The sequence below is a fragment of the Mesobacillus sp. S13 genome, from assembly GCF_020422885.1.
Lineage (GTDB): Bacteria > Bacillota > Bacilli > Bacillales > Cytobacillaceae > Mesobacillus > Mesobacillus selenatarsenatis_A.
Genome location: NZ_CP084622.1, coordinates 2,200,408 through 2,214,937 on the forward strand (window position 1 = coordinate 2,200,408; position 14,530 = coordinate 2,214,937).

Consider the following 14,530-nt stretch of genomic DNA (forward strand, 5'->3'; position numbering starts at 1 on the left):
TGCTCCCAATGAAAGAGGTGTATGATGAGTAATAGTAAACCGGTTATTGAAACAATGAAATATCGGCAATCGATTAGAACATATGATACAAAAAAGCTTTCGGAAACTGATTACGAAAGGATCAAAGAATACATAGCATCTGAAAACAATTTAATAGGACCTTTTGGCAATAAAGGCCGAATTGAGCTTATTCAGATTACCAACAATGTCTCAGAAAAAGGGATCAAGCTTGGCACCTATGGATTTATTAAAAATCCGCAGGTCTATCTGGTCGGTCTTTGTGAAAATAAGACCTACTCCTTGCTGGAATTCGCTTTTACATTTCATAAAATGGTGATTTATTTGACAGAGCTTGGACTGGGAACATGCTGGATGGGAGGCACCTTCAGCAGGAATTCCTTTGAAAGAGAAATTCAGCTTTCAGAAGGAGAGTTCATTCCATGTATCACGCCATCGGGCTATCCTCAACAAAAGCAAAGAGTTTTCGATAAAGCACTGCGTTATGTAGTGAAAGCCGATAATAAAAAACCGTGGGATCAGTTGTTTTTTGACGGGAAATTTGCAAATCCGCTTGATAAAACAAATGCCGAACAATTTGAAATCCCCATCGAGATGGTGAGGCTGGGGCCTTCAGCATCAAACAAACAGCCATGGAGAATTCTATTGTCGGAAGATCGGCAAAACTGCCATTTTTATATTGAACATACCCCAAATTACAGCACAAGGCTGGGATATGATATGCAAATACTCGATATTGGCATTGCGATGGCTCAGTTTGAGCTGGCATGCGATGAACTGGGAATCAAGGGTCACTGGAAAATTGCAGACCCTGGACTAGAATTACCGAACAGTCTGACAGAGTATATGGTTAGCTGGACACAGGATTAAAAAGTAGAAATACCTCCTATCAGTAAAAAATGAGCGGAAGAAATCACTGAGAAAGCACTTCTTTATTAATAATAAAGATCAATAATAAAACATAGTTCGAGGGATACTCATAAAGTTCCCTCGAAACGCAGGCACGTTTTCTCGGCAAGGAACTTTTTCATTAATTTACGGATTCGAAAATGAAGAGACGGCAATTTTATCACTGCCGTCTTTTTGTATGAAAAAATCTATTCATTGCTGTTGAGACGAGTTTTTGAAGGATTACAGATCTTTTTATGGAATATAAATCATCATGGCAAAGAAATTGCGGAATGACGCGAAAAATGAAATGAAATTGATCAGAATTGCCATTCAATGGAGGCTTATCATGAATTACGAGAGTATAGTCGATGTAAAAGGGTTGAAAAAACAGTATGGCAGCTTTACTGCTGTTAAAGGCGTTTCTTTCCAGGTGGAAAAAGGAGAAATTTTCGGCCTGCTTGGTCCGAATGGAGCTGGCAAAACGACCACGATTGAAATGTTGGTCGGCCTTAGAAAGCCAGACGAAGGAACTGCCTTACTTTCAGGCTACGATGTGATCAAAGAAGTGAACAAAGTCAAAGAGGTAATCGGTGTACAGCTTCAGTCGACCTCCTTGTTTGAATTGTTAAAAGTAGAAGAAATCCTGCATTTGTATGGAAGCTTTTATCCGACTCATGTTGATATCAATGAACTAATAGGCGATATGCTGTTGACAGAGAAGAGGAAGGATCGAATCAAAGGGCTATCGGGCGGACAAAAGCAGCGTCTTGCCATCGCACTTGCGTTAATCCACGATCCGGACGTTATATTCCTTGATGAGCCAACAACAGGACTTGATCCCCAGGCAAGAAGGACTCTATGGGATATCGTCCTCCGTTTAAAAGAGCGAGGAAAAACCATCATCCTCTCGACGCATTACATGGATGAAGCCCATGTGCTCTGTGACCGCATTGGTATCATGGACCAGGGAGAATTGATTGCTCTTGATACACCACAGAATCTAGTTAAAAAGCTTCAGTCCACGAGTTCTGTGGAATTCCATTTGAGCAATCCTCCAGAGCAAGACTGGTTCATGAAGATGGATGGAGTAGAGGAAGTGTCGATCAAAGACAACTTTGTCCAGTTGTATACGGATGATGTTCAAGTCACCTTGACCGCTTTGATACATGCCTCTGCTGAACATCCATTCAAAATTGAAGACTTACAGACACGATCGGCGACATTAGAGGATGTATTCATCCACATGACCGGAAGGAGCATCAGAGAATCATGAGGGCTTATTGGCAATTAACGCTCGCACAATTACGGATTTTTGCACGAAACAAACAGGTTTTGTTCTTCACTTTGCTTTTTCCGATCATCCTGATGCTGGCCCTTGGAACTTTTGCCGGAAATGACAGCAATCTATCTCTAACAGTAGGACTGATCGACGAGGATCAAACAGTTGCTTCAAAGGAATTAACCGATCGTTTTTACATAAACGAGGGGCTTGTGGTGAAAAAGTTCAAAGATGATAAAAGTGGGAAAGAAGCTTTGAAAAATGGAGACATCCAGCTGTTCATGGAAATTCCAAAAGGATACGAAGTGAAACTGGAGGACCAGAAAGAGTCTTCAACACTTCCTGTCTATTATAATGAAAAAAACCTCACAACCTCAGAGCTCGGCCTAACTGTTGTGAATGGAATCATTGATCAATACAGCAAGGACCTTACCGACTACAAGCCTGTCGTAACGATTGAAAAAGTGGGAATCAAAGCACTGACCATCCGTTATGTTGACTTCCTTGTTCCAGGAATCGTCGCCATGATGATTATGAGCAACAACATGAACGGAGTCGCCGGCCAAATCTCCGCCTGGCGTGAAAGAGGAATTTTGCGAAGAATGCAAGGAACGAGACTGAAAGCCAGCACCTTCATCGCCGCACAAATCACCGCCCGCCTGCTGCTCAACGGAACCCAGGCGCTGCTCGTCGTTCTGATCGCCCATTTTGTCTTTAGTATTCATGTCGCTGGATCCTGGCTTGCCTTGATTTTCTTCATCATCCTTGGCACACTAGCTTTCATGGCACTCGGATTCATTATCGCCGGAATCGCGAAAAATCCAGAAAGCGCCGGCCCGATTGCAGGATTCATTACCTTCCCGATGCTGTTTCTTGGAGGAGTGTTCTTCCCGATTAATAATATGCCCGACATCATCCAGCCAATCGTGAAAATCCTGCCAATCGCCCATTTGAGTTCCGCCTTGAGAGAGACGATGAATCTTGGTACACCATTCCTTCAATTAGGGACAGAAACACTGATCCTTGGTGGTTGGTTAATTGGCGGCTTTATTGTCGCAAGTTATGTGTTTAAATGGGAGTAGGCCAGTGAGCTGGTGAATGCAGTTTGACCAGGGAAGGCATCCAGGAAAGTGTCAAAAGATTATTTTTTGAAAAATATAGGTATCTTTTCGATTTAACGAAAACTAAACACTCGACAGCCATTGCGACGATAACACTAGCATAAATAGTACAGCCTTATCTCTTGGGGGATAAGGCTTTTTTGTTGCTTGAGTTCATAAACTTTAAGGGATCGATACAAAAATTTCACATGAAGACTTTAGTTGAAATTTAAGATTGTACACTTCTAACAAAGGATCAACTGAAATAAATTAAAATAGAATTTACTATTTTCAATAGGTTAATAACGTTAATTTATGGTACCATTTTGAGATATGAACAATATATAGGAGAATCTTGAATGAAAAAGAAAATAAATTATTTAATGTTACTTTTAACAACCATTCTTATTGTTGGTTGTACCAGCGTAGATGATCCATCCGTAACAGATGGAAAAAAAGAGTCACAAGAAGTGACTACAGTTAACACAAATGAAGATACTGAAAAAGAAGAACCGACCAATAGTGTGGATGATGAACCAGCAGAAGAGGAAACACCAACCCAACCCAATAATGAATTGTTTCAAGGATACAAACTTATTGAAGTGGATGGCGGTGATTTGTCTGGATATCGTGAACCAAATGTCGTCGTTGACATTGGTTTTGGAGACAGGGAATATTGGGCATTTACCAATGAATACGGGCAACTAGTACGTGTCATAGCTGACGAAATCATTCTCCAAGATGACCGTAACGAACCTGTATTATCTTCTGGCAGATACTACTCTGATGAAGCAAAGGTTCCCGGTGTCGTAAGTGACGTTTTAGATGAAGGACATGTGATTGCTGATTCTCTTGGAGGGGTATCGAATGCTTATAATATTACCCCTCAAGATAGTGCACTCAACCGACATGGTGATCAAGCTTATATGGAAGATGTGATCCGTAAAGCAGGCGGAGCCACTCATTTTGAAGCAATCATCACATATCCGAACAATCAAACGCAGATTCCTTCAAGCTATAAGTATACTTATACAATAATGGGTAACAAAATCGTTGATGAATTTGACAATGCGAATCCTGAGGTAGTAAATGAATCAACCGGTTCAACAGTAAGTGAGCCTTCCGATTCAACTAGTTCAAACACAAACAGTGATATCTCAAGCGTTGATACAAACGGAAATGGACAGGTGACGATTAAAGAAGCAAAAGCCGCAGGTTTCAGCATGCCAATCACGAGTGATCATTGGTTATACCAATATATGGACGATCGTGATAACGACGGTATGGTTGGTGAGTAAGTCCCTATAACAACATAAAGGCAGAATAAATGAACGAAGAACATTACCTCGTTGGTTCAAAACAATTTGAGAATGAGTGTCTGTGCAATAACAACTGAAGGTCATAGTCATAGCAACTAAATTTGTATGGTGATTTACATTCGCGGCAGTTTACAAATTGCCGCTTTTTTATATGAGTATCAAAAATGTTGCATTAAGGAAACAAACGCATAGTTAACTACGTGTTTCATCTTGTGAAAAAAGTTTCTAATGGTCTTAAAAAGGAGTCATTTCCTTGAAAAAAGAACAGACCATTATTGTTGGCAAAATCCTAAAAGCGCTACGAAAAAATCTACTGCTTAGTCAAGAAGATTTAGCAGACTTTAGCCACAAAGACCGGAATACAATCAGTGACCTTGAAAGAGATCAGTACAATCCCTCGCTTGATACCATCTTTAGATTAGCCGCTGTACTAGAAATGAAGCCATCACAATTAGTAAATAAAATAGAAGAAGTAGAAGAAAACGCGGAATACATTAATGTCTTGCTTAGGGAAATAGAAGAGATAAAGATCATTAATAAAAAAAACAAAAGGTCCCAATAGAATGGAGAATTCCTATATGAATTCATTAGAGTATATAGACCGCAGCGTATCCCTGCTCATTAATGAGTATAATGATGAGATTGAGATGGAAATCATTAAATATCAGGATCATTATAAAGTAGTCGTGACTATATGCCAGGAAGATCCGCCTTATAAGGATTTTATTGGGATTGGGACTGATAAAATGAGTGCGAGAGGGGCTGCAAGGAAGGCATTGAGGGAGTTGTATTCCATTGCATATCAAAAGTAGGGGAGTAATCAAACGATTACTCCTCATTTCTTTTTTATTTATCGTTTATATTAATTTAATCGACTTTCTTTCGGATTTATTATGGTAATATATATAGCATGGAATTAGTATGCATATTATTTGTCATTTTAAGGTTAATATAATATGCTGCTGTTAAAGGTATTTAATGGGGCGATGAAATTGAGAAATATAAAGGACAAATACCAGTTAATTGATTTATTCGCTGGTGCTGGTGGTTTAAGTAACGGTTTTGTACAAACGGGCAAATTTGAAGTGGCAGGGGCTGTCGAAATAAATGCTGAGGCAGTCCAGACTTATATAGAAAATCATGAGAAAAATAATAACATTATTATCAATTCACCAGAAGGTAAAAGTGATATCACAAAAATAAATTTCAAGGATTTTATGCAAAATAGACATATTAACCCATTAGAAGCAGTGGTAATTGGCGGGCCACCATGTCAGGGATTTTCAAATGCAAATAGACAAAAGAATTATTTAATATCGGGAAATAATCAACTTGTTAAAGAATTCGCAAGAGCAATTGATGAAATTAGACCAATTGCTTTTTTAATGGAAAACGTTAAAACAATGAATTCCTTGACTCATAAATTCTTTGTAACTGAGCATAGCGATAGTGGTATTTTCGCTTATAGTTCAGAAGAACACTTAAGAAAAATTAATGGAGATCAAACGCCATTTTGGAGAGATGATGAACTTATATTACTGGAAACAGAAAGAACAACAAATAAGAATTTATTTAATGAAATTGTCAGGATGACAGATTTTTCCCCTATTATAACGGAAGAAACTCAGCTTTCCAGGTTGAGAAGTGTTGTTCGTAATTTAAATAAATCCAATCTATACAATCCGATAACAAATAAAGAGAAAAAAGAGCTTTTAGAAATCCACAAAATTATTGAAGCGCTCTTAGAATATAAATGTGAAAATAAACAAATAGAACAAGAAATAAAAGAAATTATAAGTTCTGCTATTGATACTTTAAGAATAATAACTACCGGAAAAAATACAAATAATAATATCGCGCTTACTAACCTTCAGGGGTTTTTAGAAGTAAATCAGGTCCTTAGATATCTAAGTGAGCTTGCGAAAGAAAAAATTGTTACCATAGGAGAACCCAAAGTTTTAGAGGGTAATAAACTAAAGATAGTAGTAGGTGTAAAGTCATATAATATTGTAGTTTATTTGGAGAAATTCTTTAGTTATTTAGGGTATAAGATAGAATCAGGAATTGTGCATTCAAATCACTATTGTGTCCCTCAAAAGCGTCAAAGGTTTATGATATTAGGTGTTAAGTCAAATGATATGAAACCAGATACAAAAATCGAGTTTCCTCCTCCAGTTGAGCACTTAAAAGAAGAATTTACAGTTAAAGATGCAATTGGCGATTTGGAAAATATCACTCCATCAGTACATGTAGATCATAACAAACTTGACTATAATGTGAGTTCTATTCAAACTGTGATGCAAAACTATTTTCGTTCTGGTATGGACGAGAAAGTGATTTATAATCATGTTAATACCAATAGTGAGCCTTTAAGCAAACAGAGGTTTGAAGAAATAAAAAAGAGTGAAGGAAAGAACTTTCATAGCTTATCAAAAGAGCTGAAAGAGATCTCTTATACTGATGCTTCTCGTACACAAAATACAGTATATTTAAGGTTAAATTACGACAGCCCATCCCCTACTGTTATAAATGTTCGAAAGTCGATGTGGCAACATCCTAAGAACGCAGTTGCTTTAAGTATAAGAGAAGCAGCTAGGTTACAATCATTTAAAGACAATTATATTTTTAAAGGGTCTAAAGATAAGCAGTATCAGCAAATAGGAAATGCAGTACCTCCGCTTATGGCTAGGGCTATGGCAGAACAAATATTGCATTACTTAGGAGATAAGCCTATCCAATATATTAAAGATGAATTAAAGTAATTAAAAGGCAGCAATCCATTCGAGGGTTGCTGTCTTATTTATTAATAATTTGTTAGAATAATATAAAGGTAAAAATAGTAAGCAGAGTAAACAAAATGGGAGAATATTTATGGAAACTATAAATACTCAGCCGTCTGCTACTCCTGTAATACAAGCATTAAGGAGTATTGGATATAATTCTCAAACAGCAGTGGCAGATATTATTGATAACAGTGTGGATGCACATGCAGATCATGTCCGCATTAACTTTGTATATGACATGGGTGATGGTTTTATTAGGATTGAAGACAATGGAATTGGTATGTCCGATATAACACTCCAACAAGCAATGACCATAGGTTCCAAAGACCCTCGAAATAAAAGAGCCAAGGATGAACTTGGGCGATTTGGAATGGGATTGAAAACTGCTTCATTTTCATTAGGAAAAAGACTATGTGTAATTTCTAAAAGTAATGGCATAGTGTCTGAACGGTGTTGGGATTTGGATTATGTCAGTGAAAAAAATCAGTGGCTAATGTTCAAAACAGTTCCATATGAAATAAAAAGTAAAGTTGGCCAAATTAATGGAGATAACGGAACAATAGTCTTTATAGACAGACTGGATCGTTTCAGTGGATTCGGTACCAACAAAATCCTCAAGCATGATAGTTATAATTCTAAAGTAAAGCGAATACAGAAATATTTAGAAATGGTATTTCATGTGATGATAGAGAGTGGTTTAACCATTACTATAAATGACAATAAGTTGGACCCATGGAACCCTTTTTTGGAGGGGAATCCGAGACGAATTGAAGGGGAAGAACAACTTATAAGAGTTAATAAGAACATAATGAAAATTACTCCATATGTCTTACCACACCCAAGTACTTTTAATATGTTGGATTATAAAAATGCTGGTGGAATTAAGGGGTGGCGAGATCAACAAGGATTTTATATTTATAGAGAGAACCGAATGGTTAGTTATGGAGATTGGTTTGGAATGTTCTCCAAGGATATTCCTTCAGAATTAGTTAGAATTAAAGTTGAATTTACTAATGCAGCAGACGACGACTGGAAAATAGATGTGAAAAAATCCTCAATTTCAGTTCCAGATGAGGCAAAGGAAGATCTCTATGCAATTGGGAAGCACAACAGGCATATATCAAAAGAAATAATGCTATACAGAACAAAAGCTGGTAGATCTGGCGAAAAAATCAAAGGTTCATTAAATACTTGGGAACTTGCAACAGACGATATTAATAGTTCCTATACATTGAATAGGAATCATCCTATATTAACTGAAATTCTTAAAAATGTTGATAATAATATCGGTAAAACAATAAATGTATATCTCAAATTAGTGGAGTTAGGTTCGCCCAATAATCTCTTACAACCTGTTAGTATGGTAAAAAAAGCAGAACAGGAGCTAGAAGAGAAAACAAAAAAGCTTATCCTTGATTATGCAGAAATATTATTTAGTACAGGGATAGATTTAGATATAGAAAAGGTAGCAGAAACAATCTCTATGATGTCAGGGTTTGAAGGTGTAGAGATATTTACTATAAAAAAAATCATTGAAAGAGACGTGTTAACAAATGAATAAAGAGATTCGTGAGGACTATTTAGTAACTTTTGAAAATCTTTATACAGCCTTTAAGAATACCGGTTTTGAAAATCCATTAGATATCGCATTAGAAAAGGCCCAAGAAAAGATAGAAAAAAGGTATGGAGAAATTACATCTGATGATTTGGAAAGTTTGGCTCTGGAAGCTTTTTCAATTTACGGAGAGATAAATGTTAGGAAAGCGACTACAATTAGAAGTAAAGTTAATGTTCCATGGTTTAAGGGTACTCATCCTACTTATTCTTACTTTTGGCCGCGTTATGAAAAATACCTAAAGCAAATAAAAAAATGGCCAGTTGAAACTGTGGAATCAATTAATGATACAACAAACGAAATTTTAAAAAGTATTGGTAATCCAAAGAGTGACCAGTCATTTGATAAAAGAGGACTGGTTTTAGGATATGTTCAATCGGGGAAAACAGCTAACTTTACTGGTTTAATAAATAAAGCTTTTGACGTTGGCTATAAATTAGTGATTGTCCTAGCAGGAATGCATAATGATCTGCGTTCCCAAACTCAATTGAGATTAGAACGTGAGGTTGTAGGAACAGTCAATACTATTACGGGTGAGAAACATGGTGTGGCCCAAGTTAGAACGGGGGGAACACAAATTGAAACATGGACTACAGTGCAGGATGATATATCAACCAACAATACAATAGGTATTAAGAACCTTGATAAGCCGATATTGCTTGTAGTGAAAAAACAAAAAGATGTTTTGCCGAAATTAATTGATATATTAAGAAATAGTATAAGGCTTTCCGAGATGAGTCCCCCAGTGTTAATTATTGATGATGAAGCAGATCAAGCCAGTGTTGATGCTTCTGGCAAACCTGCGGACGATCCAAGCCGAATTAACCATTTAATAAGAGAGTTATTAAGTTTATTTGAACAGAAATCATATGTGGGATATACCGCTACTCCCTTCGCTAACCTTTTGATAAAGGCAAATGCCAACCATTCAGAGATAGGAAAGGATTTATATCCAAAAGACTTTGTAATTGCATTGCCAAAACCAAGGGGATATTGCGGTCCAGATGAATATTTTAATACGACTGGCTATTTAGAAGACAACAAGCCAATGTATATTAGGTATTTAAAACCTAAAGATATTGAGGTTTTAGATAAAATAAGAACAAAGGATGACGCTGATTTATTTATCGAAGTACCAGATTCTATGAAAGAGGCAATATATTCTTTTTTGATCTCTGTTGCAATCAGAAATTTGAGAGAACAAATTGGAGAACATAATTCAATGTTAATCCATACTTCAAGGTTAACTGATATTCAAAACTCAATGTATGGTGTTATTAAAGAATTCTATAAAAGATTATCGAACGACCTAATTTATAATTATAAAAGTGAATACTTAGATATTCTTAAAGAATTGTATGAAGAAGACTTTTTACAAGTGCAAAGGAACACTAAATCTTCCCAACAATTCACGGAGTTTTCATGGGAAGAAGTATACAAACAAATTAAAGTTGTTGCAGGAAAAATTGAAGTGATGGAAATTAACGGCGAGAGTGAAGATGTCCTCGAATACGACAAATATAAAGAAAATGGACTCTATGTGATTGCGATTGGCGGGAATAAGTTATCAAGAGGGTTAACATTAGAAGGTCTAACAATTTCGTACTATTATCGTTCTAGTTCTATGTACGATACACTAATGCAAATGGGACGCTGGTTTGGTTTCCGTAATGGTTATATGGATCTTTGTCGAATCTTTACTAGTGAAGAAATTGCTGAAAATTTCGAGTACCTTGCTGGGGTTATGAGTGAGTTAAGAAAAGAGTTTGAGATATTTGCCCAAAATGAAGATATGACACCAGAAGACTATGCTATAAAGATGTTAAAGCATAAATCAATGACTGTAACTAGTCCAGCTAAAATGGGAACAGCAGAGTCACCTATCATTTATTCAGGCACGATGCAACAAACTCGTAGTTTCGAAAAAAACCAAGAATTTTATGTTAACAATATGGATGCTACGGTTGAATTAGTTAACAGTATAGAAGATTTTGCAGTGGAAAATTATAGAACAAAGTATCATATTTCTAGAGACGTTCCCAGTCATATTGTAGTTGATTTTCTAAAAAAGTATAAGACTATCTCCTCAGCTAGAATTGTTAATAGCAAAAAGATAGCAGATTATATTATTCAAATGAATAACAAGCAATTCTTAGAAAAATTTAATATCGCTATTGTAGATATAACGGAAGCTACTTTAAAAAGCCAGAAAGCGATAAATAACGGAATTAATAAGTGGAATGTAAATCTAGGGAAATTACACATTGAAAGTGCAGTTATACGTAGTATCGATCAGAATAAAAGTAAGGGAACAGGGGTTATAGATATAGGTGCAATAGTTGCCGCGAATCAAGAATTTATTGATATAGAGAATCGTACTAAAGATAAAATTACAAATTTAGCATTGAGAGCTAATCAAAATCCTCTATTACTTATCTATCCATTGCATCCGGGAGTAAGCGCCTTTAAAAAGCTGAATATTAATTTTAACCAAAATCTTGTTCCTATTGGATTGGCATTCTCGTTCCCAGAGATTACAGAAGTACCCGATTTAGATAATGATTCAAATAATAGAGTAATACAACAAGGTAATTATATTTACAACAATACTGTAGGGAAGGAAAATAAATGATTAATATCTCAGAGAGTTTTAAAAATCTCATTGAAGATGCTAGCGATGAGAAAACTGATGACATTTACAGGTTGGAGCCAATTTATTTTCACAAGCCATATATACTGATAGGGATTGATTTACTTAACTTGCAACGCAGAATTTATATAGATATATCCAAGGAAGGATGGGAAGATGAACAATTGAAGACTTTTCCTAAATGGAGAGGTATTGAAATTGGCCAAGAATATTTTAATCAAGTAGGGCCACTAAAAGATAAAAAATTCCTAGTAATTTCTCAAGTAGTAGAGGGGAGTGAAGAAATTTTTGAAAGGGTACTTCAGAATTTAGTTGATCACATTTTAATTAATGACGATTTGCCCCTTTATTCAAAAGTATATGAAACATTAGATCGCTGGCATAATTTTTTTAAAAGAAAATTTGATGCTAAGTTAACAATTGAAGAAGAGATTGGGCTATTTGGTGAGCTTTACTATATAAATAAGTGGCTTGATTACCATCCCCAAGAACCACCTTTAATAATTAAAGATTGGAAGGGCCCTTTAAAATTCCGCATAGACTTTGTAAGCAGGTTTTATGGAATAGAAATCAAGACAATCACCCCGAAAATCAGAGATGAGATTAAGATATCCAGTGAAAAGCAATTAGAAGTAAACCCTGTCATTAATAAATTGTTTTTATATGTATTAAAGGTTGAAGTAAATAAAACAACGGGAAAAACACTTCGTAATATGATTGAACTAATTGAGGAACGGCTAGTAACCCGTGCACCTTCTTTAGCAGTACAATTCAAAGATTTACTAATAGATGCGGGTGTTATTGCTCAAGATTATGATGAAAATTTTATCTTTGTACATGACGAATTAGGGTACAATGCTGTTGAGGGTTTTCCAAAACTTACTTCAAAAAACCTACCGACAGGTATTACGAATGTGACATATTCTATTGATTTGTCTCATTGTAAAAATTTTAAAGTATCAATTGATGACCTATTTAGCTAAAAATAAGGATGATTCTAGGTGAACGAAACTAAGAAAAAGTTAGATTTTTATTATGAATTTATGGATACTGTAGAACAAAAGGGAAGAGCAGCAGGGAGTAGGCAGACTCCTTTTTTGCTAGAAGTCCTACCTTATATTAATACTGAGGATGAACCCTCTGTTATATATTTTGGAAAAAAAGAATCTAAGATTCAACTTAACGGTTATTTATATCATGAAGAAGCAAGTACTTTAAACTTGTACGTTGTAGATTATGAACCATACTTTGATGTAAATGAATTACCAACTGTAAATATGACAACCGTAAAAGAATTTGCAAGCAAAGCAAAACGTTTTTTTACGAATGCTGAAACAATCCTTCAGTTTGCTGACCGATCTATGGAATATTTTGATGTAACAAAAATGATAGTTAATAATAAAAACGAGATTGAGGAAGTAAATATTTATGTTATAACTAGTAAATTTTATATCTCAAATAAACCAATTGACTTAACTATTCCTGGTATAGAAACAGTTAATGTACATGTATGGGATATGGATCGAGTGTACAAGTTATCGGAAGCAGAACAAGGTATAAGGGAATTTGATATACTTTTTGACTCAGAATATAATCAATCTATTAACATGATGCATATTCCTAATGAAAGTGAATATGGGCTGATAGATTGTTATATAGGTGTTATCCCAGCAAAATTATTAGCAAAATTATATGATGATTATGGTCCAAAGTTGGTTGAAAGGAATGTGCGTTCCTTTTTACAAGCGCGAGGTGGTACCAACAAAGGGATTAGGGATACTCTAAAAGATGAGAGACAACGGGAATTATTTGTTGCCTATAACAATGGGATATCAAGTGTTGCTAAAGCTGGAGATATAAGTCGGATTGGGGACTCTAATTTATATGAGATAAGGTCATTAACAAGTTGGCAAATTGTTAACGGAGGCCAAACTACAGCGTCTATACATCAAGCATATAAGAATGATATTAATTTAGATGGAGTATATGTCCAGACTAAACTGACTATAATTAATACACCAGTAGACTTATCAAACAATGAAACTTCGTTGGATCGACATGCATTTGAAGATGAAATGATATCTAAGATTTCTGAGTATGCAAATACTCAAAATAAAATTAATAAATCAGATTTATTGGCAAATACACGCTTCATGTCAGATATAGAAAAACTTTCTCGTACAATATGGGTACCAGCACAAGATAACAGGAAAGAGGAAGTAAAATGGTACTTTGAACGTGCCCGAGGGCAATATATGGTTGATATTAGCAGACGTTCAAAGGGAAAAGAACAAAACGCATTTAAAAAAACGTATCCAAAAGAAAAAGTCATTACAAAGGTAGAACTTGCAAAGTATTTTATGTCGTGGGAAGGCTATCCACATATATCAAGTAAGGGTGGAGAAGAGGCTTTTAAGCGGTTTATGGATTTAAATAGCCAATTTTGGAAACAAAGTATTGGATCAAATGAAAATGGGCAGTTATCACAAAATATACTAACGATTGATAGCGAATATTATAAGCAGCTGATAGCTAGAAGAATTATTAATGCGTTTGTCACAAGTATTGTTGAATCTATGAATTTAAAAGGGTATAGAGCAAATGTTATTTACTATACGGTTTCGATGCTAAATCACCTATACAGAAAAGAAATAGATTTATTAGAGGTATGGCAAAGACAAACTTTACCTGATAAGTGGGAGGATAAAGTTAAAGTAATTGCTATTAATGCTCTAAATTATTTAAGAGAATCTGCGGGAGAGCAAAACGTTACTCAGTGGGCAAAAAAAGAGGACTGCTGGAAAGGATTTGTTAAAGAATCCTCTAAGGTATTAAGTAGTATGGTATAGAATTAGTTCAAATAATTTTAATTAAA

11 protein-coding genes are annotated in these 14,530 nt (G+C 35.5%); all 11 read left to right on the forward strand.

The annotated features are described in order from the left end of the window. The first annotated feature begins 21 nt into the window (after positions 1 to 21). The 11 genes from LGO15_RS11300 to LGO15_RS11350 all read left to right on the forward strand — a co-directional run bounded on the left by LGO15_RS11300 (position 22) and on the right by LGO15_RS11350 (position 14,504). On the forward strand, positions 22 to 888 hold the full coding sequence (locus LGO15_RS11300; protein ID WP_226087634.1) for a nitroreductase family protein: 867 nt from the start codon (positions 22 to 24) through the stop codon (positions 886 to 888). Between the two features lie 367 nt (positions 889 to 1,255). Next, entirely contained in the window at positions 1,256 to 2,182 is a 927-nt protein-coding gene (locus LGO15_RS11305) for an ABC transporter ATP-binding protein (protein WP_226087635.1), read from the forward strand. Beyond that, positions 2,179 to 3,270, forward strand: a complete 1,092-nt coding sequence (locus LGO15_RS11310; protein WP_226087636.1) for an ABC transporter permease — start codon at positions 2,179 to 2,181, stop codon at positions 3,268 to 3,270. The genes LGO15_RS11305 and LGO15_RS11310 overlap by 4 nt, the downstream gene beginning before the upstream one ends. A 377-nt stretch (positions 3,271 to 3,647) precedes the next feature. Next, positions 3,648 to 4,586, forward strand: a complete 939-nt coding sequence (locus LGO15_RS11315; RefSeq protein WP_226087637.1) for a DNA/RNA non-specific endonuclease — start codon at positions 3,648 to 3,650, stop codon at positions 4,584 to 4,586. A 274-nt stretch (positions 4,587 to 4,860) separates the two neighbouring features. After that, a complete protein-coding gene (locus tag LGO15_RS11320; protein ID WP_226087638.1) occupies positions 4,861 to 5,169 on the forward strand; it encodes a helix-turn-helix domain-containing protein in 309 nt (102 codons plus the stop codon). Positions 5,170 to 5,185: 16 nt separating this feature from the next. After that, on the forward strand, positions 5,186 to 5,419 hold the full coding sequence (locus tag LGO15_RS11325; protein ID WP_226087639.1) for a hypothetical protein: 234 nt from the start codon (positions 5,186 to 5,188) through the stop codon (positions 5,417 to 5,419). Between the two features lie 144 nt (positions 5,420 to 5,563). Further along, entirely contained in the window at positions 5,564 to 7,369 is a 1,806-nt protein-coding gene (locus LGO15_RS11330) for a DNA cytosine methyltransferase (RefSeq protein ID WP_226087640.1), read from the forward strand. A 109-nt stretch (positions 7,370 to 7,478) separates the two neighbouring features. Continuing rightward, the gene (locus LGO15_RS11335) at positions 7,479 to 8,951 is read left to right on the forward strand and encodes an ATP-binding protein (protein ID WP_226087641.1); all 1,473 of its coding nucleotides are present in this window, start codon (positions 7,479 to 7,481) and stop codon (positions 8,949 to 8,951) included. Then, a complete protein-coding gene (locus tag LGO15_RS11340; RefSeq protein WP_226087642.1) occupies positions 8,944 to 11,637 on the forward strand; it encodes a Z1 domain-containing protein in 2,694 nt (897 codons plus the stop codon). Before LGO15_RS11335 ends, LGO15_RS11340 begins: the two co-directional genes overlap by 8 nt. Then, positions 11,634 to 12,638: a PD-(D/E)XK motif protein gene (locus LGO15_RS11345; RefSeq protein ID WP_226087643.1), complete on the forward strand. Its 1,005-nt coding sequence runs from the start codon at positions 11,634 to 11,636 to the stop codon at positions 12,636 to 12,638. Before LGO15_RS11340 ends, LGO15_RS11345 begins: the two co-directional genes overlap by 4 nt. Before the next feature lie 18 nt (positions 12,639 to 12,656). Continuing rightward, positions 12,657 to 14,504 carry an AIPR family protein gene (locus tag LGO15_RS11350; RefSeq protein WP_226087644.1) on the forward strand — a complete coding sequence of 616 codons (1,848 nt, stop codon included), beginning with the start codon at positions 12,657 to 12,659 and terminating at the stop codon, positions 14,502 to 14,504. Positions 14,505 to 14,530 lie beyond the last annotated feature (26 nt).